Genomic DNA, 26,748 nt, shown 5'->3' with positions numbered 1-26,748 from the left:
CCTGAGTGGTGCGTGGGCGTGAAACTTTACCCGCACCAATAAAAGTGTTAAATTGATCACGTTTTTAGGCCATTTTGGTTTAAAACGTCAGCAGATTTTCGTGATTGTTCAACCAAGGAATTCCCCTTGCAGGCTTACACCCAAAAAATCATTCAGCGACTAGATAATTTGAATCAGCAGCGAGTTGATCGTGCGCTGGCGCTTATGGATTCGCAAAGCCAGCAAGTCTTCCACTTGATTCCTGCCTTGTTGAACTACAACCATCCTGTGATTCCTGGCTATTACGATGCCGATGTCCCGTTTGGTGTGCATGGGCTGGCGCTAAATAGCATTCAGCAGCAATTCATTGATGACATTCAACTTGCGATTGGTCAGCCACTTAAAACGGCTGAGAAGCCGGCTATCTTGGGCTTATACACCATGGGTAGTACCTCATCAATTGGTCAAAGTACTTCTAGTGATTTAGATATTTGGGTGTGTATTTCGCCAGATATGGATTGTGACGAGCGAGAATTGCTGACCAATAAATGCTTGCTGATCACCGACTGGGCACAAAGCCAAGGGGTGGAGGCGAACTTCTTCTTAATGGATGAAGAACGCTTTAGAAGCAACCATTCTGAAGAGATGACAGGTGATAACTGTGGCTCATCTCAGCACTTACTTTTGCTTGATGAATTCTATCGCAGCGCGGTGCGTATTGCTGGACAGCGTTTATTATGGCAAATAGTGCCGCCAGAAATGGAAGAGTGTTACGACGAGTACGTTTCTCAATTGTGCAGTGAAGGTTACATTGACTGTAGTGAATGGATCGACTTTGGCAAATTGAACCGCATTCCTGCTGAAGAGTACTTCGGCTCGAACTTGTGGCAGCTATACAAAAGTATCGATTCTCCCTACAAATCGGTATTAAAAGCCATTCTGCTTGAAGCTTATTCGTGGGAATACCCACATACGCAACTGTTAAGCATCGACACCAAGCGTCGTTTCTTTGCCCATGAGCCAGACCTCTATGGCATGGATGCATACTACTTAATGCTGGAAAAAGTGACTCGCTATTTAGAGCGAATCCAAGACGACACTCGTTTGGATTTGGTGCGCCGTTGCTTCTATCTCAAAACCCATGAAAAGTTGTCGCGTGAACCGGATGTCGGTTCAGTGGCTTGGCGCCGTGAAGCGCTGAGCGACATGATTGCAAAATGGGATTGGGATGCCAGCGTTGTTGCTGAGCTTGATGATCGCCGCAACTGGAAAGTTGAACAGGTAAAAGTGGTGCATCATGCGTTGCTGGATGCGTTGATGCAGAGCTACCGTAATTTGATTCAATTTGCGCGTCGCAACGACATTACCTCCGCTATCAGCCCGCAAGACATCAGTATTTTGGCGCGTAAGCTTTACGCCGCTTTTGAAGTATTGCCGGGCAAAGTGACGTTGCTCAACCCACAGATTTCCCCTGATTTGCATGAACCGGATTTAAGCTTCATCGAAGTGAAAGATGGTGGTGTGAACAAGTCTGGTTGGTATCTCTATAAACAACCTCTGATCGCGCACCGCATTTTGGGGCAGCCATACTTAGAACATCATGAATACTTGAGCAAGTTAGTCTCTTGGGCATTCTTTAATGGTTTAATCACCGAGTCGACTCGTTTGCACGCGGTGGTGCGTGAAGCGCAACTGGATATCGATAAGTTCTACCAAATGGTGAGCGACTTACGAAATACCTTTGCGCTGCGTAAGCGCCGTCCGACGATGCAGGCATTAGCGAGCCCATGTGAAATAAGCCAGCTAGCGATGTTCATCAACTTTGAAAATGATCCTACGTCAGAGCTTTCGGGCCGTTCACTGAAAGTGGATGTGAAAAATACCGATATCTTCAGTTTTGGTCCGGAACATAAAAACTTAGTCGGCAGTGTCGACTTGGTTTACCGTAACTCCTGGCATGAAGTGCGTACGCTGCATTTCAAAGGGGAAACGGCGATGCTGGACGCACTGAAAACCATTCTGGGCAAAATGCACCAAGACGCGTTGCCACCAGAATCGGTGGATGTGTTCTGTTATGCGAAGAACATGCGTGGTGTGATGCGTAATATGGTCTACCAGCTTTTAGCGGAATGTATCGACTTACGCTTGAAGCCAGTAGAGCAAGAAAAACGTCGCCGCTTTAAAGCGATGCGCCTTGGTAACCAAACTTACGGGCTGTTCTTTGAACGTCGTGGGGTGTCGGTGCAGAAGTTAGAAAACTCCATTGATTTCTATCGCAGCATTTCTACTAACAAACTTAAAGGCTCGCCGCTATTAATGCTCGATCGTGAGCAAGAGTATCAAATGCCAGAAGCGGTGGATGGTTTTGCTAGTGAAGGTCTGGTGCAGTTCTTCTTTGAAGATAATGAAGATGGCTTCAATATTTATGTGTTGGATGAGTCAAACCAAGTTGAAGTGTATCACCAATTCAGTGGCTCCAAAGACGAGATGATTTCGTCCGTGAACAGCTTTTACACATCAGTAAAAGACGACAGTCGTGTTGCGTCGAAGTTTATCAACTTTAACCTGCCGCAGTACTACCAGATTATCCATCCAGAAGAGGGCAATGCTTATATCATCCCTTATCGTAATGATGGTTGCTCGCCGCATCGTCCGACGAAAGCGGTGAACGCGTGATTAAACCCGTATCAATAAACAAAAAGAGCACTTCGGTGCTCTTTTTGTTTTGGTGACGATTGACGGACATTATGCCCAATCAATGGCTTCGCCCGCGTGCTTTTCACACTCTTGCTTCACCATTTCAAATAGCTCCATGCCCGTTTTTGAGCAGGTCCATTTATCTTCAATAAGCTTGAAGTGGAAACCACCAGATTTGGACGCTAGCCAGATCTCATGCATCGGCTCTTGGCGGTTAATGATGATTTGGCTGCGGTCTTCAAATTCCAATGTCATTACGTTGCCAGTGACTTCGTAATCAATGTCTGCGCCTGAATCATCGATGGATTCTTCGATGATTTGCATCTGCGCATCCACCAGTTGATGAAATTCAGTATCGTTCATCCGTCTATCCTATTGCTTTTCCTGAGTGTGGTGCGATTATAGGGGGCATTGATTCAATAATCACGATATGCGAAATGAAAAAATTAGTTACTGTGTTGTTTGTGATGGTTGCCGCGACGTTAGCGGGATGTGGCCAGTCTGGCTCACTATACATTCCAGATGACACTCAACAGAATGAGCAATCACAATAAATAACCGCGCCTTAGGGTGAAATTAGGGTTCAGCAGTCGAATAAAATAAGGGAAGCGAATTTTGGATTACTTCAACTATCAGGATGATGGCCAGCTTTGGGCCGAAGACGTCCCACTTCAAGCTCTTGCAGAGCAATATGGCACTCCTCTTTACGTATATTCTCGAGCCACGCTAGAGCGCCACTGGAAGGCGTTTGATAGTGCTGTGGGTCAACATCCTCATCTAGTTTGCTACGCGGTGAAAGCGAACTCAAACCTAGGCGTATTGAACGCACTGGCGCGTTTGGGTTCGGGCTTTGATATCGTATCAGGTGGTGAACTTGAGCGTGTGATTGCCGCAGGCGGTGATCCGAAGAAAGTCGTCTTCTCTGGTGTTGGGAAAACACCTGCAGAAATGAAGCGTGCTCTTGAGCTAGGTATCAAATGTTTCAACGTTGAATCTGAGCCCGAGCTAGAACGTTTGAATAAGGTTGCGGGTGAGCTTGGTGTGATTGCGCCAATTTCTCTGCGTATCAATCCAGATGTCGACGCGAAAACACACCCTTACATTTCGACTGGTCTTCGCGACAATAAATTCGGCATTGCATTTGATCGTGCGCCAGATGTTTATAAATTCGCGCAAAGCCTGCCGAACTTGAATGTGCAAGGTATAGACTGCCACATTGGTTCTCAGCTCACCAATATCGACCCATTTATCGACGCGACAGACCGTTTATTAGCCCTGATTGATGATTTAAAAGCGCAAGGCATTAACATTCGTCACCTTGATGTCGGCGGTGGTTTGGGTGTGGTCTATCGTGATGAGTTACCACCACAGCCTTCAGATTACGCCAAAGCGTTACTAGGTCGTCTTGAAAATCACCAAGACTTGGAGCTGATTTTTGAGCCGGGCCGAGCAATTGCTGCGAATGCAGGTATCTTGCTAACGCGTGTTGAGTTTTTAAAACATACTGAGCACAAGAACTTTGCCATCATCGATGCGGCAATGAACGACTTGATGCGTCCTGCACTATACCAAGCATGGCAAGATATCGTGCCAGTTTCGCCGCGCACGGGTGAAGCACAGACTTACGATTTGGTTGGCCCTATTTGTGAAACCGGCGACTTCTTGGGTAAAGATCGCGCACTCGTTTTGCAAGAAGGTGATCTACTCGCGGTTCGTTCAGCAGGTGCCTATGGTTTTGTGATGTCTTCGAACTACAATACTCGTACCCGAGCGGCAGAAGTAATGGTGGATGGTAAACAAAGCCACTTAGTTCGCCAGCGTGAGGAGCTGACCAGTTTGTGGCAGCTGGAACAGATTCTACCGGAGTAACACACAACAAATGCATTTCCACTTTTCCAAAATGCACGGTTTGGGCAACGACTTCATGGTCGTCGACTGTATTACCCAGAACGTGTTTTTCTCGCAAGACCTGATCCGCCGTTTGGCGGATCGTCATACCGGCGTTGGTTTTGACCAATTGCTCGTGGTAGAAGCCCCTTACGACCCTGAAACTGATTTTCATTATCGGATTTTCAATGCCGATGGTAGTGAAGTCGAGCAGTGCGGGAATGGCGCGCGCTGCTTCGCGCGCTTTGTTCGCTTAAAAGGGTTGACCAATAAATACAGCATCAGCGTAAGCACCAAAAAAGGAAAGATGATTCTCAACATCGAAGATGATGGAGAAGTGACGGTCAACATGGGTGTGCCAGAGTTTGAGCCGAACAAAATTCCTTTCAAAGCCAAGCAAAAAGAGAAAACCTACATCATGCGCGCTGGTGAAAAAACGTTGTTCTGTGGCGCGGTAAGCATGGGTAACCCGCATGTGGTGACGGTGGTCGATGACGTGGATACTGCTGATGTCGATACATTAGGCCCGCTGCTTGAGTCGCACGAGCGTTTCCCAGAGCGCGTCAACGCTGGCTTTATGCAGGTGGTGAGTCGTGACCATATTCGTCTTCGAGTTTACGAGCGAGGCGCAGGTGAAACAAAAGCTTGTGGTAGTGGCGCATGCGCGGCGGTAGCGGTAGGGATTCTTCAGGGTCTGCTGGATGAAAACGTTAAGGTTTCTCTACCAGGTGGTGAACTGCGAATTGCGTGGCAAGGTCCGGGTAAGCCGTTGTTTATGACCGGACCTACAACGCATGTATTTGATGGTCAATTGTCTTGCTAGTAGAAGAAAAAGGAAACGGTTTGTCTCAAGTAGAAGCAGATGCCTTAACGGCTGAAGTGGTGGCCGAGTACCTCAAAGATCATCCCGATTTTTTTGTGCAGCGTCCGGAGCTTGTGGATCGTCTATCTTTCCCACACTCAGACTTGGGTGCGGTGTCTTTGGTGCACATACAAATGAATCGCCAACGTCAGCGCATTGAAGAGTTAGAGGAAGAGATCACCACACTGATGTCGCTTGCGGCGAACAACGATCGCACCTTTTACGAATTTATGGATTTGCAGGGGCAGATTCTAAAGTGTGGTGACTTTAAACAAGTCATTCATTCTATTGAAGAGAAAGCTAAAGCACTTGGCCTACGCGCGTTTGTTCGATTGTTTAGTCAATGCGACGCATCTATTCAATTGAGTAAGGAAAGTTATCAACGTTTTGCGACCACCCACCTAAATGGAAAAGACGCGTACTTAGGACGTCTTCGCAAAGTGGATCGTGAAGCTTTGTTTGGCAATATGGATGTGCCGGAAATGGGGTCCTATGTGGTACTACCGCTCGTGAAACAGCAAACAATGGGCGTGCTAGCGTTCTCTAGTGAGGATGGCGGTCATTTTCAACCAGATATGGATACCTTGTTTTTGCGTCACCTATCATTAGTAGTGGCACATCTCGCTCAAACATTGGTATGGCAAAGTTACGATGACGACAACTCCCAACACTCCTCTGCCAAATAGTCTGCAAAAGCCTCTTGAGCGCTTCTATGAATTCTTACGAAGCGAAAAGGGGCTCAGCCTACATACTCAACGCAATTACAAACAGCAGCTAGAAACCATGGCGCAGCACTTGGCTGAAATGGGACTTAAAGATTGGTCTCAAGTTGATGCAGGCTGGGTGCGCCAATTAGCAGGTAAGGGCATGCGAGAAGGCATGAAAGCCAGCAGTTTGGCAACGCGACTCTCATCGCTGCGTAGCTTTTTCGATTTCCTTATTCTGCGTGGCGAGATGTCGGCTAACCCAGCCAAAGGGGTTTCAGCGCCACGTAAAAAGCGCCCGTTGCCGAAAAACCTCGATGTTGATGAAGTGAGCCAACTGCTTGAGGTCAACGAAGACGACCCGTTGGCTGTGCGTGATCGCGCCATGATGGAGCTGATGTACGGTGCTGGCTTGCGTTTGGCTGAGTTGGTGAGTGTGGATGTACGTGATGTACAACTGCGCAGTGGAGAGCTTCGTGTTATCGGTAAAGGCGACAAAGAACGTAAAGTACCATTCTCTGGCATGGCAACTGAATGGGTTGCCAAGTGGTTGAAAGTCAGGGGCGACCTTGCTGCGCCAGGTGAACCCGCCTTGTTTGTGTCTAAACTCGGAACGCGTATTTCGCACCGTAGCGTGCAAAAACGTATGGCAGAATGGGGACAGAAACAGTCTGTGGCGAGCCATATTAGTCCGCATAAATTGCGTCACTCGTTTGCGACACATATGCTCGAATCCAGCAATAACTTACGTGCGGTGCAAGAGCTTTTAGGGCACGAGAACATTTCGACGACCCAAATCTACACGCACTTGGATTTCCAACATTTGGCGCAAGCCTACGACCAAGCCCACCCACGCGCACGTAAAAAGAACGGGGAGTGAGCCGAAGTATGAAATTTTATCGCCGTATCGAGCCTATTAAGGCCATGACCTTCGATCTTGATGACACGCTGTATGACAATTACCCGGTGATTATCCGTATGGAGCGTGAGTTGCTGGCTTGGTTGCAGCAAACACATCCTGCCGTGGCGCACATGGATAAGGCTGATTGGATGCAGGTAAAAAAACATGTGCTCCAGCAGAGACCGGATCTCAGAAGCGATGTGACGCTTTGGCGTTTAGTGCAGCTAAAGCATGGTTTTCTTTCAGTTGGCTATGATGAAGCGCAAGCTCAAGCCGCAGCTGAAGAGGGTGTGCAGCTCGCTTTGGATTGGCGCAGTCAGTTTGAAGTGCCCCAATCAAGCTTAGATGTTTTGACACAACTGGGAGAGCGAGTTCCGCTCGTGGCGATCACAAACGGCAACGTCGATTTAGATAAAATTGGCTTAACGCCGTATTTTCAATGTGTACTCAAAGCGGGCCCAGATGGGTTAGCGAAACCCGCCACCGATATGTTTACTAAGGCGAAACGGTTCTTGGATATCCCAGCAGAGAACATTCTACATGTCGGTGATCACCTAACCACGGATGTGCATGGTGCAAAGTCGGCTGGTTTTGCGGCTTGTTGGTTCAATGATATGAATAAAAATGTCATTAATCATTCAAAAACACGTACTTTACCTGATATTGAAATCAATAGTTTGCAGCCGTTAATCACACTTTTTTAATTGCTTTCGCATTAATCCATTCTAATCTCATTTTGTGTCTAGAAAAGCAGCGTAAAGCCACGTAAATTATTCACTATTAAGTAAAAATAGTAACGCCACACGTCGTGGTGAAGATAGTGTTACGGCAGTGGTAGGTACATGCGAGCTTTTTCAAAACTGGTTCATGATGTCAGTCAGTTAAATGACTTTTTAGTCACTTCTCAGTTCTCTTCAAGTAAACAATATTTGGTGCAAATATTGTCGACTCAATCACGCGACTTTACGACCACACTTGCGGACGCTGTTTTATTGTTGCTGCCGAATGCTCATGTTATGGGGCATAGTACGCGTAATGTCATTCTGGAAGGGGAGATATTTACCTCTGGTTGCCTGATCAGTGTGACTGAGTTCGAACAAACCACGCTTACTTCTGCTGTACAAACCTACTCTTACTCCCCCGATATTGATGGTGGAGAGCTCAAACGCTCGCTTCTGTTGCAGCACAATTCGCAAGTGATCCTCAGCTTTGCTGTGCAAATTGAACGACGTGACTATCCCTTGTTTCAAACCTTCGCCAGTGAAGAAGTCGTGATCTCTGGAGGGTTGGCACAGAGTATTGATGATGGCTGTTGGGTGCTATATCAAAACCGAGTTTACGATAACGCTGTGGTCGCCGTAGCTTTGCACAGTGATACATTGAAGTTATGGACGGATGCGTATTCGGAATGGAACCCGATTGGCATGCCACATAAAGTCACCCATGCAAAAGGAACGCGCTTGTATTGCTTAGGTGAACAGAAAGCGTTGGACGTATACAAGCGTTACTTGGCGGATGGCCATGATGTGACGCTGAGTCAGCTGCTCAGCTTTCCTTTATATCGAGAAAGCTTGGGGCGCAAGGAAGTTTGCACGGTAACGGAGCTGCACGCTGATGGCAGTATGAGTTTCGACAGGCCTTGGTGTCTTGGTGACGAAGTACAATTTTGCTATAACCACCCCTCATTAACGCTCGAACAGGTGCGACATGGTGTGGTTGAGTTAGCCATGCACCAACCTGAAGTCGTGATGATTTTTAACTGCGCGTCACGGTTAGACTTTATTGACAGCAGCGACGAAGTCCAAGCCTTCAAAGATATCGCGACGACGTTTGGTAGTTATTGTATGGGGGAACTGCATGGCGGTATTGGACAGCCAGAAATTCTTCATCACAGTCTGACGTATTTAGCGATGCGAGAGGGAGACGAAGTACAAGCATTGAACTTGCCTAAGTCGCCCGTTAGCTCCTCTATTTCACCATTGTTTAGCTTGATTCGAAATGCGATTGGCGACCTCAACCATATGAACGCGCATATGGGGTATCAACTCGATCGCCAAACGCGCAAGTTACAAGAAAGCTATCGGCGAGACAGTCGCACTGGATTACAAAACCGAGTCGCGCTGCAAGAACGGCTGAGTAGCATCGATTTGGATGAGCACTTGCTGACTCTAAAGCTACTTAACTTCAGCCATATCAATGAAAAATATGGTTATAGAGTAGGGGATCAGCTACTTAAAGACCTCTCAATGCATTTTACGAATCGACTGCGAAAGCGTTTTGGCATGCCAACGGCTTTGCAGCTTTATAGTATTGGGGTTGGTGAGTGGGCGTTCATATTTAAAGCTGACCAAAGCAGCGAAACCATCAAACAGCACTTTACTCGTTTTGCCGACGCGGTAGAGCAAACTAATTTTGAACCCATTGGTCTGCGCGAAATAGATTATCTTTCTATCTCGCTGTGCGGCGGCTTAGTGAGTCGTCGAGATTTTCCATCAGCTTCTGCGGATGAGCTATTGCTTAAAGGCATTGAAGCGAGGCGTTCCGGTGTGCGCAGTAATACCCATATCTGCAATGCGAAAGACATCGAAGTCAGTGAGGATGTGCGTAAAGAGCAACTTGGATGGTTGAGTTGCGTCAGTAAAGCCATTCTCAAACAGAACATCATCACCTATAGCCAGCCGATAGTGCATGCGGATAGCCATAAATTGGCAAGCCAAGAATGTTTGGTTCGCATTTTGGAGGAGGATGGAACGGTGATTGCGCCAGGGCGCTTCCTGCCTATTATTTCCGATACGCATCTTTATACTCGATTGAGTCGGCACATGATCCATTCTACGTTATATTACATGCGAGATAAGCAAGGTGACTTTTCTATTAACTTATCGCCGCAAGATTTGCTTAGTGATAAAACTTTAATGCTTTTAGAGCATGAAATTTGTCAGCTCAATGACCCTAGGCGAATTGGTTTGGAAGTGTTGGAATCTGAGCAAATCAAAGACTACGGTCGAATGATCGAAGTATGCAGTCATTTTAGAAGCTTAGGAGCGCGTATTATTGTTGATGATTTTGGCTCAGGCTATTCCAATATTGATGAAATCCTAAAGCTGGAGCCGGAAGTCATAAAGCTCGATGGCAGCTTGATCCGTGATATCGATAAAGACTTAAAGCAGCGCAAAATAGCTTCCCAGTTGGTGCGTTTATGTCAGGTGTTTAATGCGGAGACGGTGGCGGAGTTTGTCCACAATCGAGAGGTGTGCAAAATCGCGCAGGATATGGGCGTCGACTATCTGCAAGGCTATTATCTGGGTGAGCCGACCCGATTATTTTAATGCTGTTTCACGTGAAACCATTCTAAATAAAAACGTAGCCTTGGCTGCGTTTTTTATTTTGAGCAATTCGGTTTTAGTTGCGTTAGCTCGGTGATTGCTTGAGAGCGTGTCCACTTTTTTCGGCTTGAAATAGTGCAAGGTAGTGAGCAAAGAATGTGAGCATTTTTTGCTGGTTATTTTGCTCGCCTAGTTGTCCGAGTAAATGTGCGGCGACTTCAAACGTGCACAAGTTGCCTTGTTGTTGGTTGCGTCGCAGCTGATATTGCGAGTCTGCCGATGCAGACAGCTCCATAGTAGGGATACTTTCTAACCAACGGCTCTTGTTGATCATCTTGCGCGCCTCTTGCCAGGTGGAATCCAAAATAATAAACAGCGGATTTTTGGTTTGTTGCTGGCTTTGGAGTACCACATGTTCGAGTGTGATACTTTCTTCACAGGGGAAGAGCAACACCGGATACCGCGACGGATCAGCTAATAGAGTGAGCAATTCTGCTGGTGGCTGTTTGCGATCCCAGATTACTCGCTCAATATTGAGTTGGCACTGCTCTAGTAGCTGGCCGGTATTAGTATCACGCGTCAGTTCATTCGGATGCATCAACAGCAAGATGTTGTGCTCGCTGGTAAGTTTCGGCACCAGTGAGCACATACAGTTGAATTGAAAACCACAATTTGGACACGGTTGCGACATTACAGACGAACTCCTTCGCGCACAGGGCTAACCCCATCCGAGAACAGACGCACGCCACTGATTTGGTTTGGCGTTGCCGTTGGTGCCATGCTTGGGTTGAGTGGGTAGCTAACCCCACTGTATTGCATCACGTGTTGGGCTGCCTTAGAACCGCCACCGCTGACATTAAAAATAAGATCTCGCCAGCCATGAGAGGTTTGTTGGCCGAGCATAATTGGGCTTTGTACCAGTGTGATGCGGCTATTGAAGCGCCACTCTTTTTCGTGATGTTCAAATATCAGCAATGTACAGCCACCGGAACCACACCAATCCAGCTGTACTAATAGCTCTTCGTTACCATCGCCGTTGAGGTCGTAAGTTAGCCAACGGTATTGGTTGTTGTTGGGGTTAGTTTGGTGAATGAAGAAGTAGTTGCGCACGGCGGCATCTACTTTGGAGTCAAACTCCGCACTAGAAGGTACGTCTGCACTGCTGATGGGCTTGTTGGCGCGTTTCTCGGCTGGTTGCATCATGCCCTCATCACGAACGGTGGCAGGGTAAAGCACTAAACCACCATCGGCGATTGGGTATACCAAGTTTCCGACTTTTTCTTTGGTCGCTTTGAGCTGATTGCCTTCTCGCGTAAACAGTCGCTCTGACATCAGTCTTTGTTGTTGATGATGCGTCATGACGACTTGAACCTGAGACGGACTTAATTGTTGCCAGTACCCACGTTCGATTAACGGTGCTTGCCCATTGGCGTAACTGTATTTTGTTGTGGCGCTGTGGTCTGGGTTTAAGGTCATTTGCACCTCAAAACCTTGTGATTGGGTTGAAGTCGCGACATAGGTATTGGCCCAGCCAAGCGTAGCGTCCACGTTTGCAGCTGTACCACAACCTTGATAAGTGTCGCCATCATGTTTTAGCGTCGCTTTCCAGCCATACAAAGAATCACTCATCGTATCTGAGCAGAGGTTTTCTGTTAGGCGAAGTTCACCATCTTGTAGTTGATATGTGCGCTGGCGAGGTTGAAGTTGACTGCTCTTAATCGCTAATTTTTTGGTTTGTTTGCCGATTTGCTGGAATGTCAGTCCATTAGCCTCAAAGCTTGCCGACCAAGAAGGCTCATTACCAAACACGCGAGTTGGTTTGTTTGGTTGCTGACAACGGTTTGGGTTTTCTGTTGTCAGGAAGTTCACTTGTTCCACGACAAAGTTAGCATCGAAATCGGCAGAAAACCCATCGATGCCCGGTGGGTTGAGATAGCCGATAACCTCTCCATACATGGTCTGGTAAGGCTCGTTATTTAACTGAATTGCTCGTTGCATTTGCTGTGGTGACAGTTGTAACCAATATTGCTTGTCGCTGCCACAAGGCATGATGTATTGGCTCTCGTGACCGACGATCACTTTTCCACGTAGCATAAAGGTTTGAGGTTGAATGGTGTCAGGCTTATCTAAGGTGGCTGGTGGAGAAGCTGGGTCGGCAGCGCCAGATTGTGGCGGCTGCGAACTACATGCTTGCAGAACCAGCAGAGTGGCAAGCGCCACTGGGTTTTTCAAAGCCTTCATGTTATATCTTCCTCATTATTGTTACTCAATCGGCATCGGATGGCATTATGGCATATTGGTTATTTAAAACTGAACCAGATACCTTTTCTATTGACACGCTTCGAACCCAAAAGGTTTCATGTTGGGAGGGAGTTCGTAATTATCAGGCGCGCAATATGATGCGTGACCAAGTGAAGGTGGGCGATTTAGTCCTGATTTACCACTCTTCTTGTAAACATGTTGGCGTTGCCGGTATTGCTAAAGTCGTGAGAGAAGCCTATCCCGATCATTTCCAATTCGATCCTGAAAGTGATTATTACGATCCAAAGTCAGACCCAGACAACCCGCGTTGGATTATGGTGGATGTCGAATTCGTGCGTAAAACGACGCGAGTGATTCCGTTATCGGTGATGAAAGCGATGCCAGAACTTGAGAACATGCCATTGGTGAAACGTGGAAATCGCTTGTCGATCATGCCTGTGACAGAAGAAGAGTGGGAAGCGATCCTTGGCAAAGAGAAGTTGCCAAGTCAGCGATAAAAGAAAAGGGCTGCGAATGTGCAGCCCTTTGTTATTGTTTGGAGTATTGCAGCTTACAGCAAGTGATCTTGTAGGTAGTGTGCAACCGCATCTTCTGCATTGCTGCCAATCACTTCGTTATTTGGCAATGCTTTCATCACTTTCTCGTGTGATGTACCCATGACCAATCCTTTACCTGCCATCGACAGCATTTCTACGTCATTCATGCCATCACCAAATGCCACGCAATTTTCTAACGTGAGGCCGAGTTTTTTCGCTACCGCTTCAAGAGCATGGCCTTTAGACACACCTGCACTCATTACTTCCAAGCACCATGGTGTTGAAAACGCAATATTCAGCTTATCGCCAAATTGTTCACGTAGTTTGTTTTCAAACACCACCAAGCGTTCGTGGTCTTGTGCTGGGTGAGTGAAGAAGATTTTCGCAATACCGTCAGTTGGCGCTTGGTCTTCATCGAATAAGACGTATGTGAATTCGTCATGGAAATCACGCAATGTTTCGTCGTCTTTGTTCATCAACCAACTGTCATTTTGATACATGTGGATAAGTATTTCTTGATCGTGCTTGATCGTGTCGATCACGCCTTGAACCAGTTCTGCAGGGACATTCTCGCTGTACATCAGCTGATCTTCCTGGTCATGCACACGGGCACCGTTCGAGGTGATCATGTAAGCCGGAATACCGACCTGACGACGGATGCTCGCAACGTCTACGTGGTGACGGCCTGTTGCAAAGACAAAGGTGTAACCCTTTTCATGCAGCGCTTTTAGCGTCTCTTTTGAGTAAGCACTGAGCTGATGGTTTGGTGCGAGTAACGTGCCATCCAGATCAGAGGCAACGATTTTAGTGATCTCTTTGCAAGGTAGCGATGTGCTCATGAAGTCCTCGTAAACGGTTTGGATAGTGTGGAACAGGTGATTGCAAACGGAGTACAGCAGACTGACTAGATCATGCTGCTCCGAATGCGGGGGAACTTTGGTCGGTTGCATCTGCATGGTTCAACGCAGCCAGACCCAAGCAGTGTACGTCAAAATGAGGATGAAAAAGAGGGTAAATCAATGTGCAGACATTTCCTCTTTAATCATGGCCGTGAAATGGTCGCCTAGAGTTCTTATTATGTTTTTTCGTTTGGCGATGATTTCGGGTCATTCATAAAGCGGAAGATCGCATCGAGTGCTTGATTACGATACTGGTCGGTCTCGAATAAGATCTCATGCTGTGCGTCTTCGATAGAAAGTAGCTCCGCATGTGGGTTGGTTTTACGCAATTTATCGATGAAACGTTTTTGCGCCAGATTGCTGACAATACGATCGTTCCCAGCTTGAATCAGGAGCACAGGTACTTTGACTTGGCGAGTCAATAAAAAGCATTGTTTTGCTGCCATTAGCCCTTGCCATACCCATCGTGTGCTCGGTCCACCGACTTGCAGTTCCGGCTTTTCCGTATAGAGATTTCGGAACCATTGGTAGCGACCATAGCTTTGGCTGAGCGGGTTATCTTCAAAGGGCTTAGGAAAGTAGGCCTGATGTCCTGGTGCATAGCGTGGCAAAGTCGATACCGCTGACATAATTTGTGTCACTGGAATCGCTATTGGCGATAAGTACCATGGCAGATTAATACCAAACATAGGCGCACTAAGAATCAAGCCGGTAAAGGGATGTTCTGGGTGAGTTTGCAGATAACGTGTAGCGATTGCGCCGCCCATGGAGTGGGCAATGATGAAACATTGCTGATAGTCGCTAAGGTCGTGTTTGTTTACGACCACGTCCATATCGTCAATATAATCAGTAAAGTCATAGACGTGACCCATATCTGAGTCAGACAATAGACGATCTGATAAACCTTGTCCGCGGTGGTCAAAGGAATAGACGTCGAAGCCTTGGCGATAGAGATCGTAAAACAGTTCTTGGTATTTCCAGGAAGATTCAATGCGCCCATTAACGATGAGCACGGCTTTTTTATGTTCTGGGTTGGTCAGTTTGCACCAGTAGATGTTCTTTTTCTCAGTTCCTTTAACAAAGCCTTCTTGGCGAGTTTGCCAAAGTGCCGCGATCGGACCACCAATTGCTTGCTCAAATAATGACTCTTGAGTATAAGTCAAAGGTGAATGGTTAGTAGCCATTAGTCGATTACCTGAAGATACGTTGTTTACGCGATGTATCATCGAAGAATTAGTGAGGAAATGCAATGGATACCCACGTCTGGTTAGCTTATGTAGTAACTGCAATCGTTTTTAGTTTGGCTCCGGGGTCTGGCACGGTGAACTCAATCAGCAATGGTTTGAGTTACGGTACTCGCAAATCTTTGGGGGCTGTGATCGGTCTCCAAATTGGTTTGGCCATTCACATTGCGTTAGTTGGGGCGGGAATTGGTGCGCTGGTCGCACAATCGGCAACGGCATTTTCCGTCATTAAATGGGTTGGCGCGGCTTATTTGGTTTGGTTGGGTATCCAGAAATGGCGAGACACTTCCAGCTTGGTAGCGGCTGAGAGCCACAAAGACATGTCTGGCATGGCACTCTTGTACAAAGCTATTTTGATTAACCTGACGAACCCTAAATCGATTGTTTTTCTGGTGGCGTTGTTTCCACAGTTTATTGACCCGACACTAGACCAACTGACGCAACTGTTGGTGCTTGGTGTTACGACTGTTGTGATCGACGCGTGCGTGATGTTGGGTTACACCACCTTGGCAGCGCAAATGGGACGTTTTATTCGCTCAGATAAAATCATGGGGAAAATAAACAAAGTCTTCGGTTCAATGTTTATGGGTTGTGGTGCATTATTAGCAGCTGCAAAGTCATAAGCCATTTATAGGTCCTTCTTTAGCATGAATACAACGTATGTTGCTCGCCAGCCGATCTTTAACCGCAAAAGACAGACGCTGGGTTATGAATTGTTGTTTCGAGATGGGGAGAGTAACGCATACCCTTCGCATATTGAGTCAAACCGAGCAACATACCGATTAATTGTCGAGAATTTTCTATCACTGGGCACTAACCCAGTGATTGCTTCTTCGCGATGCTTTATCAATTTTCCTCATCAAAGCTTGGTGCGCCGCTTACCGCGCAGCTTGCCAAAAAACAAAATCGTCGTCGAAGTCCTGGAAACTTGCCAGCCGACCGATGATCTTCTCGATGCGATTCGCGAGTTGTATCGAGAAGGTTATTTGATCGCTTTGGATGATTTCACCTTAACGCCGGAGTGGCGTCGCTTCTTACCTTATGTGCACATCGTTAAACTCGATATTATGGCAATGGGGCTGGAAAAAGCGTGTGCGTTGGTCAAAGCTCACCTTGCTAAACGCGTCAAGTACCACTTTTTGGCGGAACGTGTTGAAACCGCAGAAGAGTTTGAGCAAGCCAAAGCGGCTGGCTTTAAGTTTTTCCAAGGCTACTTTTTTAGTAAGCCATTAGTTTCGCAAACAAAATACGTCAGTCCTGAGCAAGTGTTAGCGCTACAGCTTTTTCGTGAAGTCTGCTCACCAGAGCCAGACTTTACTCGTATTGAAACCATCATTACGCAAGATGTCGCGTTGTCGTACAAATTATTGCGCTTTGTAAATACGCAAGCGCCAAACCTGGCTGTCGAAATCAGCTCGTTTCGTCAGGCCTTGATCTACCTTGGTCAGGATAATCTTAAGCAGTTTGTCTCCTTGGTCGTGGCGTCGTATATCTCTAGTAACAAGCCTCGAGAGCTGTATCACCTTTCATTACAACGAGCGCAGTTCTGCCAATTAATGTCGCGTTATCAGCCATTTTCCCACCTCAACGAACAGGGGTTTATGGTCGGTTTATTATCGATTTTAGATGCGATGCTTGATTTGTCGGTGGAATCTTTAGTCACGCAATTGCCACTTAGCGAATCCGTACAACAAGCCTTATTACATCGCAAGGGAGTTTATGGTGCGCTGATTTCTCTCGAAGAGTGTTACGAGCGTGCCGACTGGTCAGGCGTTGAAAAAATCACGACGCAGTTGGGATTGTCTTTGGAAGAGGTCAAGCTCTCGTTAGGCGAAGCGGTTCGCTGGAGTCAAAACGTCGCAACCGCGTAAATTTCTGCCGTATCTTTAGTCTCTCTAACCGTTCTTCTCTCAATCTTTATTGGCTGTTTCGATGTGAAACTTTTATGACGATGATGGGATCACTCTTGACGACATCTCAGAGTTAAATAAATATATACGCATATCCATATATAGGTATGTTTATTATGCTTCCACATCAGTTTTTCAAGCTGTTATCCGATGAAACGCGCGTACGTTGTTTAATGCTGGTGGCCCGTGAAGGCGAAACTTGCGTGGGTGATTTGGCGTTTGCGTTGCAAGAGAGTCAGCCGAAAGTTTCTCGTCATCTTGCTCAGTTACGCTCCAGTGGCATCTTGGTGGATAAACGCCGAGGGCAATGGGTGTACTACGAGTTATCGCAGCAACTACCAGGTTGGATGCGTAAGCTGATTGAAGACTTAGTGGCATCAAACTGTTTGAAGCAAGAGTACCAAGACGACATCACACGCTTACACGATAAAAGTCGTGAGGCTTGCTGTTAATAGCAAACAGAGATTCAAGGTAGAAGATTAAAGGGTAAAACTATGACAATTAAAGTAGGCATTAATGGCTTTGGCCGAATTGGTCGTTTAGCACTGCGAGCGGCATTCGACTGGCCAGAGTTAGAGTTTGTGCAAATCAACGATGTCGCAGGTGATGCAGCGACGCTTGGCCACTTATTAGAGTTCGATTCAGTGCAAGGTCGTTGGCATCATGGAGTTCAGGTCGAAGGCAGTGAGCTCGTCATCAACGGCAAGCGTGTCGCCACGACTCAACAACGCGATATCGATGCGGTGAACTGGTCTGATTGTGATGTTGTGATTGAAGCGACAGGCGTACATCGCAAAACATCATTCCTAAACAAATACCTAGAGCAAGGCGTGAAACGTGTCGTGGTAAGCGCACCCGTGAAAGAAGAAGGTATTGCGAACATTGTGGTGGGCGTGAACGACCATATTTTCGACCCTGAAAAACATCGTATCGTGACAGCGGCTTCGTGCACAACAAACTGTATAGCGCCTGTGGTGAAAGTCATTCATGAGAAGTTGGGCATTGAGCAATCCTCTTTCACGACAATTCACGATTTGACCAATACGCAAACCATTTTGGATGCGCCACACAAAGATCTGCGCCGTGCTCGTGCGTGCGGCATGAGTCTTATCCCGACCACTACCGGTAGTGCGACTGCGATTGTGGAAATTTTCCCAGATTTAAAAGGCAAGATTAACGGCCACGCGGTACGTGTACCGTTGGCGAATGCGTCATTGACCGACATCATCTTCGATGTAAAACGCGATACCACAGCAGAAGAAGTGAATGCTTTGCTGAAAGAAGCGTCGGAAGGGGAGCTAAAAGGCATTCTTGGCTTTGAGGAACGTCCGTTAGTGTCGATCGATTACAAAGGCGACCAACGCTCAACCATCGTTGATGCACAATCCACCATGGTGGTTGGATCACGAATGGTGAAGATTTACGCCTGGTACGATAATGAAATGGGATACGCAACGCGCACCGCAGAATTGGTTCGAAACGTTGGTCTGGCACAACAGGAGTTCATAATGTCTCATCCTACATGGCAATTAGATTTGGACTCCGGTGCATTAGTTCTGACACCGTGCCCGGGTACCAAAGGCGTCGAGTTGAAAGCGTCGTTGGAACAGTTGAAGGAGCAGGGGGTTCAAGCGGTCGTTACTGCATTGGACGATAGCGAGTTAGCAGCGAAAGACGTTGCGGCTTTGGGTGACACCACTCAGCAACTGGGCATGAAATGGTTCCAGATCGAGATTGAAGATGACTGCGCACCAAGTGAAGAATTTGCGGCGAAGTGGCACCAAGCCAGTCCGGAACTGCATGCGATTCTTGCTCAAGGTGGCAAAGTCGCGATGCACTGCATGGGCGGCTCGGGTCGTACAGGTTTGTTTGCGGCTCACTTGCTGCTAGAGAAGAAATGGCAGTTAGAAGATATCGTGCGAGAAGTGCAGGCGCTTCGCCCTGGTGCGTTTACAAAACCGGTGCAGCTTGAGTACATCGAACGCGTGGCGAAAGACGCTTGATCAGCTTAAATAGCTTTTGGAATATCATGATCCAAAAGCTATGTTCCGGTTTATATAATGGAAAATAGGTCAGCAGTAAAACTAAAAATTTCAATTTAAGCTTTTGTTTTTATTGGTTATTTTTGTCCATTTGTAAATTTCGGTGTGTTTGTGAATTCGAACTAAGGTTGTATCGCCTTATGGTTGATGTACAGGTTAATAAGCATTTGGCACATGATGATCTAAATGCTTCTATCGCTGTACATAAGAGGTCAATATGATTTCTCAATTGAGCAAAAGTATTCGTCAGTACATGTTAGTGACGTTTAACTATTGGAACTTTACCGTGACCGACGGAGCGCTGCGTATGCTGGTGGTGCTCTATTTTCACGACTTGGGTTATTCCACGTTAGCTATTGCCTCACTGTTCCTTTTCTATGAATTTTTTGGTGTGGTGACCAATTTGATTGGTGGTTGGTTGGGCGCAAGGTTAGGCCTGAACAAAACCATGAACATTGGTTTAGCGATGCAAGTGTTTGCGTTGTTGATGCTGGCAGTACCCAACGCATGGCTGACGATTCCTTGGGTGATGGCGGCGCAAGCTTTGTCGGGGATTGCCAAAGACCTCAACAAGATGAGTGCTAAGAGTGCGATTAAAACGCTAGTGCCAGACGAGCAGCAAGGCGCGCTTTACAAATGGGTGGCCATTTTGACGGGCTCGAAGAACGCGCTCAAAGGAGCGGGTTTCTTTGTCGGTGGCTTGTTGTTGTCTTGGGTGGGTTTCCAAAACTCGATGTTTATTATGGCGAGTGTGCTTGCATTGGTGTTTGTTTGCAGCATGATCTGGCTAGAAGCTGACATGGGTAAAGCAAAGAGCAAACCTAAGTTTCGCCAAATTTTCTCCAAATCCGAATCTATAAATATTTTATCTGCGGCACGTATGTTCTTGTTTGGGGCGCGTGATGTGTGGTTTGTGGTCGCTCTGCCTATTTATCTCGGCAGCGTGTTTGGTTGGGATCACTTGTGGGTCGGTGGCTTTTTAGCCGCATGGGTCATTGCTTATGGGTTTGTGCAAGGCTTTGCGCCGCGTATTACTGGTAAAGCGCAAGGTCGCGTGCCTGATGGTAGTGCAGCATTAGTATGGGCAGGAATTCTTGCGTTAATTACGGGCGGTATTGCTTATGGTGTGCAAATCGGCTGGCAGCCTGAGTTGGTGATTGTTGTGGGGTTAATGATTTTTGGCGCTGTGTTTGCCATTAACTCTTCGCTGCACTCGTATCTGATAGTGAGCTATGCCAAAGGCGATGGCGTATCTCTGGATGTTGGCTTCTATTACATGGCCAATGCGATGGGACGTTTGATTGGCACGGTATTATCGGGTTGGATCTACCAAGAGGCTGGTCTTGCGGCGTGCTTATGGGTCTCCTTTGCTTTCTTGGCGCTGACGACGTTGATTTCGATTAAGTTGCCAAAAGCTAAAGTTGCCACAGCGTAAATTTTGCCCGGTGTTTTTATCTGTAGATCGTAAAAAATGGCTCCAACTTGGAGCCATTTTTTATTTCTTATGCGCCGTTTGATGTAATCAAACTGTGTGGGTTTGGCATCGAGAGTGAATGCTAATGTTTGCTTCTCGTTAATTGATTAGAGTGGCGATGAAATCCCCGTTGTAGGTCATTGTTGCGTTAAAAATAAGCAAAAACAGATTGTTAACCATTTCACTGGCTGAGATTTACCCTATGCTATAAACGATAAGCGACTCAAAGTAGGGAAAGGTATGAGAGAAAGGGTTCTGTTTTTTGATTTATTGCGCTGCTTTGCTGCGGTGGCAGTGATCGCCATTCACGTCTTGGCCCCTTATCGAAATGAGTTAGGAGTGATTCCGTTTGACCAATGGTTGACGGCGGTAGGCGTTAATAGCGTTACCCGCTGGGCGGTGCCAGTTTTCATTCTGATCACCGGAGCGTTGATGCTCAGTGACACTCGACCATTTGACGGTAAGTATTATATCAAAAGGCGTTTAGGCAAAGTCTTAGTCCCATTTCTTATTTGGTCGATGTTTTATGCATACCTCTCTGGCTGGACGGCTCAAGGGTTTGACTTTGAAACCGTAAAAGAGGTGTTAAGCAATAGCCCATTCCACGCAACGTATTACCACCTCGGTTTTTTCTATTACTTTATACCGCTGTATTTTGTGATTCCGTTGTTCCAATGGATGGTACGCAACGTTGATGACAATGTGTTGTATACCTATCTCGCATTTTGGCTTTTCACCAGCACGCTGTTTTTGTTCAAGATTGATGGTCCGTGGAGTAACCAAATGTGGCTCTACATGGGTTACCTTCCTCTGGGTTATGTTCTATTTCAAAAAGTGCCTTTGAGCCGCTCTATGGTGACCTTATTTACAGGGTTTGGCCTCGTCGCGTTGGCTGTGACATTTACTATGGTCGTGACGAACAGTTTAGAGGCGGAGAAGTACACGGTTGGACGCTGGCTGTCTTACAAAACACTGAATGTCATTCTAGCGGCTTCGATGATTTTCATGATCGGTCGTTACTTTGGGGAAGGCTTGTCACCAAAAGTACAAAAAGTGGTGAGTGTGATCAGTCAGCACAGCTTGGGGATTTATTTACTTCACCCAATTTTCTTATGGCCGATGAAAGCGTTTGGTTGGTACACCGGACATCCCGCATGGGTGATTCCAGTCTGGATCATTATCAGTGGAGCTGGAGCCTTGGCGATGAGCTATCTCTTTTCTCGCTCTGCCAAGACTCGTTGGTTACTGCCTTAACGTTTGATGGCGAAGTGAAGGAATTTGTTACCACGATAGGTTAGCGTTCCTTTATCTCCAGGGTTGAGTGCATGGTAGTAGTGCACTCCAATTTGGAACTCTCGTTTAGGGCCAATAGAACCGCGCTGGACATAAATCCAATATTCTTGGTCGTCTTGGCCTGGTGGTGCATCTGGGACGTCGATAGCTTGCTTATCTAAAATAGTTACCTGTGCACTTTGTTCTGGAGCATCTTCGCCCACATAGTGCTTGCTATAGAAACGAAAAAATACCCATGCGCCCAAAGCAATAAGGGCGAACAGGGCAACAATAAGTGAGATTGGCATGTTAACCTCCGATGTTTCATTGAGCTCTATTCTACAGAACTCACTGATGAAACGATGAGTTGAGATAACTTATTCATAATCTAATGAAAGGGACATGAATTTTATTCGGCGCACTTCACGGTTTATCTCAATGGGGACGCGATGAAATCGTTGCTTCATCTGCAAGCTACGTCACTAAAGCTGAACTAAGCAGCTTTCACTTGTCTGGCTATATGCGCTCAAGGGCACAAATTGAAAGTAAAATTGCACTTAACGGCTCGAAAAAGCTCTAAATTTATAGAAGAATAAAAATAACGAACACGGGAAGGGTCTGGTAAGGAGGGTTACGATGTCAGATATTGAAAAAGTAGTCATGCGTACCCGAACGATCGAAAAACTTTTGCGTACTCAGTACCATGCAGAAGGGAAAGGGTTACACCAACTTATTAATAGTTGTGAAGAACGTTTACCACATGACGTGATAGCGAAGCTTCGTTTTATCGCTACTGTGCGTAATAAAGTGGTTCACGAAGACGATTATAAGCTGGATGATCGGAAAGGCTTTATGGCGGCATGTGACGCTTGTGAAAAAGAGCTAACGCCAAGAAGCTCTCGTTTTATTTGGCGTGCAGCAATTTTGCTAATGACGTTGATTACGCTCGCCGCTCTTGGTTTCTACTACATGCATTGGGATATCTTGTCCAAACACATACAGTAAAAAAGCACAGATAAATAAAAAAGGACGCATTTGCGTCCTTTTTTATTTTTAATCAGTAGGTTAGTACATCATTGGCAGTATCATTAAACCCACAACCACTGCAATCATTACCAGCCCTTGTTTTTGAGAAGATGAAATCATAACACTACCCCTTAATCTTTGATGAACTCGATGAATTTAATATAGCACTGTTTTTGGGGTTTGATCAACATATGCTCGATAATCTTTTCAAAAAATACACTTAACTTGTCTTTTTTTACGTGTTTTTGACTAATGAAACTGTGTTTTTTGTGTTGTATTTAAAATGCTCGTATTGTGTGATTATTGTTCGTATTTTATTTAAGTGTATGATTTTAAAGTGTCAATCTTGGTTTGTTGTTGGCTTGGAAATTGTTTTTTGTTTCGGTTGGTATGTTGATTGCCGATTTTGTCTGTGTTTCTCAAAAATTGAGAAAATAAAAAGNCTATGGAGGTGCATCATTGAGTTGAGGTGTGGAAGGGGAATTTTCTTATCTAATGAGAAAATATGGGCTTAAAAAGTGTTTAGTGATTTGATGGTTTATGAAGTCGGTGTTTTCAATGGTTATTGAGAATGTGGCTTTATTTATCATTGGCTTACGTTCGTTATTTGATGTTTTTGTTATTGAGTTAAGTTTGATTTTTCATGTTGTTCTAATCTGTTCAGCGGTGGTTTCTACTATTTTAGCTCACTACCAAGACGATTTTCTTTTTTGTGTCTGTTATTTATTCTTGTTGCCTGTGATGTATGCAGTCTGATGGTTTAGTCATCAGTTTTTGACGTGATGGGTTACCAAGGCCATTGGGCTGGCTTTTAGTTAAATTGTTTTAATAAGCGCGGGTTACTGTGCCGTGTGATTTGATGAACTTGGCTCATGGGATAGGGCAGTGCCCCATATTTATGGCCGTCACTAAGGCTCATCGACTTAATTGTTGTGCAGACTGAGGGTTACAAAATGTTTCGAATCGCTAGCGAGATCCAACTTTCGCAGATTGTGTCTTTACATCAAAACTGGTCTACCTAGACTAGCGGCGAGTTTAAGTAAAAGGTGTATACGGCATGTGGAGTTGGCTGGCGATAGGGCTATCAGGTGTGTATTCCGTGTTGGGAGCAAAACAAGCTAACCCGACACAATCCCTCGTGTTTAAAATCTTTACTCTGCTACTTCTTCTTGTGTTGGTGTTAACTCAAGGCGCATCCGCAACATATACCTACTGGATTGCGGGTGGGCTTATTGTTTCTATGGTGGCAGATACGCTGCACTCGTTTAAAACTCGTAAGCTAATCTATTTTACGGCTTATCTGGTTGCCCAGGTATGCTACAGCAAGTCATTTTGGGTGCAGCTTAATGGTGAGATTGTCTGGTGGCTGTTGGCCCTGCTGCTTGCAGCGAGTATCGTGGCGTTCTTTTTGTTGCTACCTCAACTCGACTCTCTGGTATTCCCTGTTGTGATCATGGGGATGATGCTGGTTCAACTTGCTTGGGCAGCCGGTGAAGTTTGGTTACAAGTGCCGAGTTACGCCAATGCTATCGGTTTTAGCGGAACCTTAGTTCTGATCTATTCGGCGCTGGCATACGCGATACACGGTTATCGAAAACCGATGAAACACGCCTATTTGTGGGTGAGTGGCAGTTACTTTTTTGCTCATGCCCTCATTGTTGCCTCAATCATTTACTAATTTAAGTCAAAGCAGCTCTTGAGGATTTCAGTAAACTGAACGCATTGTTCTTAATAACTGGAGTCAATAATGAGTGAAATCCATGCTCACGAGCTGCTAAACCTACTTAGAGAAACACCAATGGATCGCGAAGCCCTCACACAGCACTTTGGTGCTAGCGTTCGCTTTCACACCTGTAAACTGAATGATCTAGACTTAGATGCATTACTAGCATTTTTGCTCAAGCGCGACAAAATTCGTGAGCTTGAAGGTAAGTTTGTGGTCAATATGGCGCGAGTTTGCAATCACTAAACGGCGGCTAAGATCGAGGGTGACTATGGTGTTTTCGCCCTCAGTCATATACTCATGTTGTCAGTTTGCTATACACTGGCCGCCATTTTTTAGGTGAGGCCAGAATATGGACATTCTTTCTGCAGCGACCATGCTGTTTCTAATCATGGACCCTCTCGGTAACTTGCCGATTGTGTTGTCTATTCTCAAACATATCGATCCCAAGCGTCGTCGTAAGGTATTGATTCGTGAGTTACTGTTTGCCTTACTGATTTTGATGCTGTTTCTGTTTGCAGGACAAAGCATCTTAAGTTTTTTGCATGTCCAGCCAGAAACGCTCAGCATTTCAGGTGGCATTATTCTCTTCATTATTGCGATTAAGATGATTTTCCCGAGTGCTGGCAGCATCACTGGACTGGCAGCAGGCGAGGAGCCCTTTATTGTTCCGATGGCCATTCCTATGATCGCGGGCCCTTCAGTGATTGCAGCCTTGCTTTTACTGTCTTCGCAACATCCAGAGAAAATGTTGGAAATGTCAGCATCAGTCGTAATTGCGTGGGGCGCAACATTTTTTATACTGATGTTTTATGGCTTCTTTAATCGCTTGTTGGGTGAACGTGGCTTGAAGGCGGTAGAACGCTTAATGGGCTTGTTACTGGTGATGATCTCCACTCAAATGTTCTTAGATGGTGTAAAAAGTTACATTGGGTGACGAACGAAACGCAGAAAAAAGCCGCTCACAAGAGCGGCTTTTTCGTATCTGAGCGATTACATCATGTGTTTACGACGAATATCGAGTAGGGCAAAAATACCAAAAATCAGGATTGAATATTTTTCCCAACTGCTCATTTTTATTTTGTCGCCAAATGCACCAATGAAGATGGCCATTTGTAAACCGTGCATGATGAACAAAAAAGCGGTCATGATGTATAGCGCAATCGCGGCATTGCCGGGAAAGGGCATAAAAATATTTAGGATTAATACTAACCAAACAAAGGCGATAGCCGCTTTGGCCAGCATAATTAGTGCTTTCATTTAAGTATCCTTTTAAATCGAGGCGTTAAGCGGAGGTACGTTCGTACAGACGATAGCTCACTTGGCCTGCTGTTTTTTCTCGATGTAACTGCCAGTTTTCTGGTAAGTCGGCAATATTGAGTTCTTTTTCTGTTTCAATATAAATCATCGCGTCTTCCGCGAGCCAGCCATTTTGTTCTAGCAGAGCCACGGTTTCATCCAATAGTCCCTTACGAAAAGGTGGGTCAATAAACACCACATGATGCGCAGTACCCGGCTGTTTTAAAAAGCTCAAGGCATCTGTATTCACTACTTGGATGTTGTTCGCGTTAAGAGACGCCACGTTCTTCTGTAATTGCTGAAAAGCTTGTGGATTCAGCTCGACCATGGTCACTTGCTCTGCTTGGCGCGAAGCCGACTCAAAGCCTAAGCCGCCGGAGCCGGCAAATAAGTCGAGACATTTTGCTTGCGGCACATCTTGAGCCAGCCAGTTAAATAGCGTTTCTTTGACGCGATCGGTCGTTGGGCGTAAGCCTTCAGCATCGTGTACAGGAAGTTTTCTGCCTCTCCATAAGCCACTAATAATGCGAACAAAGCCCGTTGTTGGCTTTTTTTGTGATGAGTTTTGCTGGCGACGTCTTACCATAGATTTTTTGACCGCTAATAAAGTGATACTATATCTAATCGCCCAAGCCGTGAGCTTGGAGCTTGGATACAGCCCAGAATATTCAAGATGACAGAGTGTAACACTAATAAGATTAGAAT

The 26,748-nt window shown here is 46.0% G+C and carries 27 protein-coding genes and 1 pseudogene; 20 read left to right on the top strand and 8 right to left on the bottom strand.

Features of this window, described 5'->3' with window-relative positions:
• The first annotated feature begins 126 nt into the window (after positions 1-126).
• Positions 127-2,655, top strand: coding sequence for a class I adenylate cyclase (locus tag CAG69_RS20935; protein ID WP_005393844.1), 2,529 nt, complete (start codon positions 127-129; stop codon positions 2,653-2,655).
• 69 nt (positions 2,656-2,724) lie between these two features.
• Here CAG69_RS20935 and cyaY read toward each other — a convergent pair whose 3' ends face one another.
• On the bottom strand, positions 2,725-3,039 hold the full coding sequence (gene cyaY, locus CAG69_RS20930; protein ID WP_012841286.1) for an iron donor protein CyaY: 315 nt from the start codon (positions 3,037-3,039) through the stop codon (positions 2,725-2,727).
• Between the two features lie 74 nt (positions 3,040-3,113).
• On the opposite strand from cyaY, the gene lptM reads away from it, so the two are divergent.
• The 7 genes from lptM to CAG69_RS20895 all read left to right on the top strand — a co-directional run bounded on the left by lptM (position 3,114) and on the right by CAG69_RS20895 (position 10,359).
• Positions 3,114-3,230: an LPS translocon maturation chaperone LptM gene (gene lptM, locus CAG69_RS22795; protein WP_005378746.1), complete on the top strand. Its 117-nt coding sequence runs from the start codon at positions 3,114-3,116 to the stop codon at positions 3,228-3,230.
• 61 nt (positions 3,231-3,291) lie between these two features.
• Complete coding sequence (gene lysA, locus CAG69_RS20920) at positions 3,292-4,545, top strand: diaminopimelate decarboxylase (protein WP_006743007.1); 1,254 nt, start codon at positions 3,292-3,294, stop codon at positions 4,543-4,545.
• Positions 4,546-4,555: 10 nt separating this feature from the next.
• On the top strand, positions 4,556-5,386 hold the full coding sequence (gene dapF, locus CAG69_RS20915) for a diaminopimelate epimerase (RefSeq protein ID WP_161446043.1): 831 nt from the start codon (positions 4,556-4,558) through the stop codon (positions 5,384-5,386).
• Positions 5,380-6,111, top strand: a complete 732-nt coding sequence (locus CAG69_RS20910) for a DUF484 family protein (protein ID WP_161446042.1) — start codon at positions 5,380-5,382, stop codon at positions 6,109-6,111. Before dapF ends, CAG69_RS20910 begins: the two co-directional genes overlap by 7 nt.
• Positions 6,077-7,009, top strand: a complete 933-nt coding sequence (xerC, locus tag CAG69_RS20905) for a tyrosine recombinase XerC (protein WP_012841287.1) — start codon at positions 6,077-6,079, stop codon at positions 7,007-7,009. Before CAG69_RS20910 ends, xerC begins: the two co-directional genes overlap by 35 nt.
• Before the next feature lie 8 nt (positions 7,010-7,017).
• Positions 7,018-7,734, top strand: coding sequence for a 5-amino-6-(5-phospho-D-ribitylamino)uracil phosphatase YigB (gene yigB / locus CAG69_RS20900; RefSeq protein ID WP_161446040.1), 717 nt, complete (start codon positions 7,018-7,020; stop codon positions 7,732-7,734).
• Positions 7,735-7,872: 138 nt separating this feature from the next.
• Complete coding sequence (locus tag CAG69_RS20895; RefSeq protein WP_161446038.1) at positions 7,873-10,359, top strand: EAL domain-containing protein; 2,487 nt, start codon at positions 7,873-7,875, stop codon at positions 10,357-10,359.
• 82 nt (positions 10,360-10,441) lie between these two features.
• On the opposite strand, the gene CAG69_RS20890 is transcribed toward CAG69_RS20895, so the two are convergent.
• Both CAG69_RS20890 and CAG69_RS20885 read right to left on the bottom strand, forming a co-directional pair.
• Positions 10,442-11,047 carry a tRNA-uridine aminocarboxypropyltransferase gene (locus tag CAG69_RS20890; protein ID WP_161446036.1) on the bottom strand — a complete coding sequence of 202 codons (606 nt, stop codon included), beginning with the start codon at positions 11,045-11,047 and terminating at the stop codon, positions 10,442-10,444.
• Positions 11,047-12,597 carry a COG3650 family protein gene (locus CAG69_RS20885; RefSeq protein ID WP_161446034.1) on the bottom strand — a complete coding sequence of 517 codons (1,551 nt, stop codon included), beginning with the start codon at positions 12,595-12,597 and terminating at the stop codon, positions 11,047-11,049. Before CAG69_RS20885 ends, CAG69_RS20890 begins: the two co-directional genes overlap by 1 nt.
• 47 nt (positions 12,598-12,644) lie before the next feature.
• Between CAG69_RS20885 and CAG69_RS20880 the strand changes: the two genes are divergently transcribed.
• Complete coding sequence (locus tag CAG69_RS20880; RefSeq protein ID WP_053807599.1) at positions 12,645-13,115, top strand: EVE domain-containing protein; 471 nt, start codon at positions 12,645-12,647, stop codon at positions 13,113-13,115.
• A 53-nt stretch (positions 13,116-13,168) separates the two neighbouring features.
• Here CAG69_RS20880 and CAG69_RS20875 read toward each other — a convergent pair whose 3' ends face one another.
• Complete coding sequence (locus CAG69_RS20875) at positions 13,169-13,993, bottom strand: Cof-type HAD-IIB family hydrolase (RefSeq protein WP_005393831.1); 825 nt, start codon at positions 13,991-13,993, stop codon at positions 13,169-13,171.
• Positions 13,994-14,229: 236 nt separating this feature from the next.
• A complete protein-coding gene (locus CAG69_RS20870; RefSeq protein WP_109170342.1) occupies positions 14,230-15,237 on the bottom strand; it encodes an alpha/beta fold hydrolase in 1,008 nt (335 codons plus the stop codon).
• 65 nt (positions 15,238-15,302) lie between these two features.
• Here CAG69_RS20870 and rhtB point away from each other — a divergent pair, with 65 nt between their 5' ends.
• The 7 genes and pseudogenes from rhtB to CAG69_RS20840 all read left to right on the top strand — a co-directional run bounded on the left by rhtB (position 15,303) and on the right by CAG69_RS20840 (position 21,977).
• Positions 15,303-15,920 (top strand): homoserine/homoserine lactone efflux protein, encoded by a 618-nt coding sequence (rhtB, locus tag CAG69_RS20865; RefSeq protein ID WP_161446031.1) that lies wholly within the window; start codon positions 15,303-15,305, stop codon positions 15,918-15,920.
• 24 nt (positions 15,921-15,944) lie between these two features.
• Positions 15,945-17,168, top strand: coding sequence for an EAL and HDOD domain-containing protein (locus CAG69_RS20860; protein ID WP_161446029.1), 1,224 nt, complete (start codon positions 15,945-15,947; stop codon positions 17,166-17,168).
• A 155-nt stretch (positions 17,169-17,323) separates the two neighbouring features.
• A complete protein-coding gene (locus tag CAG69_RS20855; protein ID WP_005393826.1) occupies positions 17,324-17,659 on the top strand; it encodes a metalloregulator ArsR/SmtB family transcription factor in 336 nt (111 codons plus the stop codon).
• A gap of 42 nt (positions 17,660-17,701) precedes the next feature.
• Positions 17,702-18,700, top strand: a pseudogene (locus CAG69_RS20850) (ArsJ-associated glyceraldehyde-3-phosphate dehydrogenase); the annotation flags it as partial.
• A 15-nt stretch (positions 18,701-18,715) separates the two neighbouring features.
• Positions 18,716-19,210: a cyclin-dependent kinase inhibitor 3 family protein gene (locus CAG69_RS22370; protein WP_202600835.1), complete on the top strand. Its 495-nt coding sequence runs from the start codon at positions 18,716-18,718 to the stop codon at positions 19,208-19,210.
• Between the two features lie 256 nt (positions 19,211-19,466).
• Positions 19,467-20,684 (top strand): organoarsenical effux MFS transporter ArsJ, encoded by a 1,218-nt coding sequence (gene arsJ / locus CAG69_RS20845; RefSeq protein WP_161446025.1) that lies wholly within the window; start codon positions 19,467-19,469, stop codon positions 20,682-20,684.
• 279 nt (positions 20,685-20,963) lie between these two features.
• Positions 20,964-21,977, top strand: a complete 1,014-nt coding sequence (locus tag CAG69_RS20840; protein ID WP_134648299.1) for an acyltransferase — start codon at positions 20,964-20,966, stop codon at positions 21,975-21,977.
• On the opposite strand, the gene CAG69_RS20835 is transcribed toward CAG69_RS20840, so the two are convergent.
• Positions 21,974-22,303, bottom strand: coding sequence for a DUF2500 domain-containing protein (locus CAG69_RS20835; RefSeq protein ID WP_012841295.1), 330 nt, complete (start codon positions 22,301-22,303; stop codon positions 21,974-21,976). The genes CAG69_RS20840 and CAG69_RS20835 overlap by 4 nt on opposite strands.
• A 328-nt stretch (positions 22,304-22,631) precedes the next feature.
• On the opposite strand from CAG69_RS20835, the gene CAG69_RS20830 reads away from it, so the two are divergent.
• From CAG69_RS20830 to CAG69_RS20815, 4 genes are all read left to right on the top strand, one after another.
• The gene (locus tag CAG69_RS20830) at positions 22,632-23,000 is read left to right on the top strand and encodes a hypothetical protein (protein ID WP_005393815.1); all 369 of its coding nucleotides are present in this window, start codon (positions 22,632-22,634) and stop codon (positions 22,998-23,000) included.
• Positions 23,001-24,078: 1,078 nt separating this feature from the next.
• Positions 24,079-24,699, top strand: coding sequence for a lysoplasmalogenase (locus CAG69_RS20825; RefSeq protein WP_005389670.1), 621 nt, complete (start codon positions 24,079-24,081; stop codon positions 24,697-24,699).
• A gap of 69 nt (positions 24,700-24,768) precedes the next feature.
• Positions 24,769-24,990 (top strand): YecH family metal-binding protein, encoded by a 222-nt coding sequence (locus CAG69_RS20820; protein WP_005378711.1) that lies wholly within the window; start codon positions 24,769-24,771, stop codon positions 24,988-24,990.
• A 106-nt stretch (positions 24,991-25,096) separates the two neighbouring features.
• Positions 25,097-25,681 (top strand): YhgN family NAAT transporter, encoded by a 585-nt coding sequence (locus CAG69_RS20815; RefSeq protein ID WP_005389671.1) that lies wholly within the window; start codon positions 25,097-25,099, stop codon positions 25,679-25,681.
• 56 nt (positions 25,682-25,737) lie between these two features.
• On the opposite strand, the gene CAG69_RS20810 is transcribed toward CAG69_RS20815, so the two are convergent.
• Both CAG69_RS20810 and rsmD read right to left on the bottom strand, forming a co-directional pair.
• Positions 25,738-26,004, bottom strand: coding sequence for a DUF1145 domain-containing protein (locus tag CAG69_RS20810; RefSeq protein ID WP_005378704.1), 267 nt, complete (start codon positions 26,002-26,004; stop codon positions 25,738-25,740).
• A gap of 25 nt (positions 26,005-26,029) precedes the next feature.
• Entirely contained in the window at positions 26,030-26,629 is a 600-nt protein-coding gene (rsmD, locus tag CAG69_RS20805; RefSeq protein ID WP_012841297.1) for a 16S rRNA (guanine(966)-N(2))-methyltransferase RsmD, read from the bottom strand.
• Positions 26,630-26,748 lie beyond the last annotated feature (119 nt).

This window comes from Vibrio sp. V43_P6S15P86 (assembly GCF_009904725.1).
In the GTDB taxonomy this organism is placed as follows: domain Bacteria; phylum Pseudomonadota; class Gammaproteobacteria; order Enterobacterales; family Vibrionaceae; genus Vibrio; species Vibrio diabolicus.
This window is presented reverse-complemented; position numbering and strand designations above follow the sequence as displayed.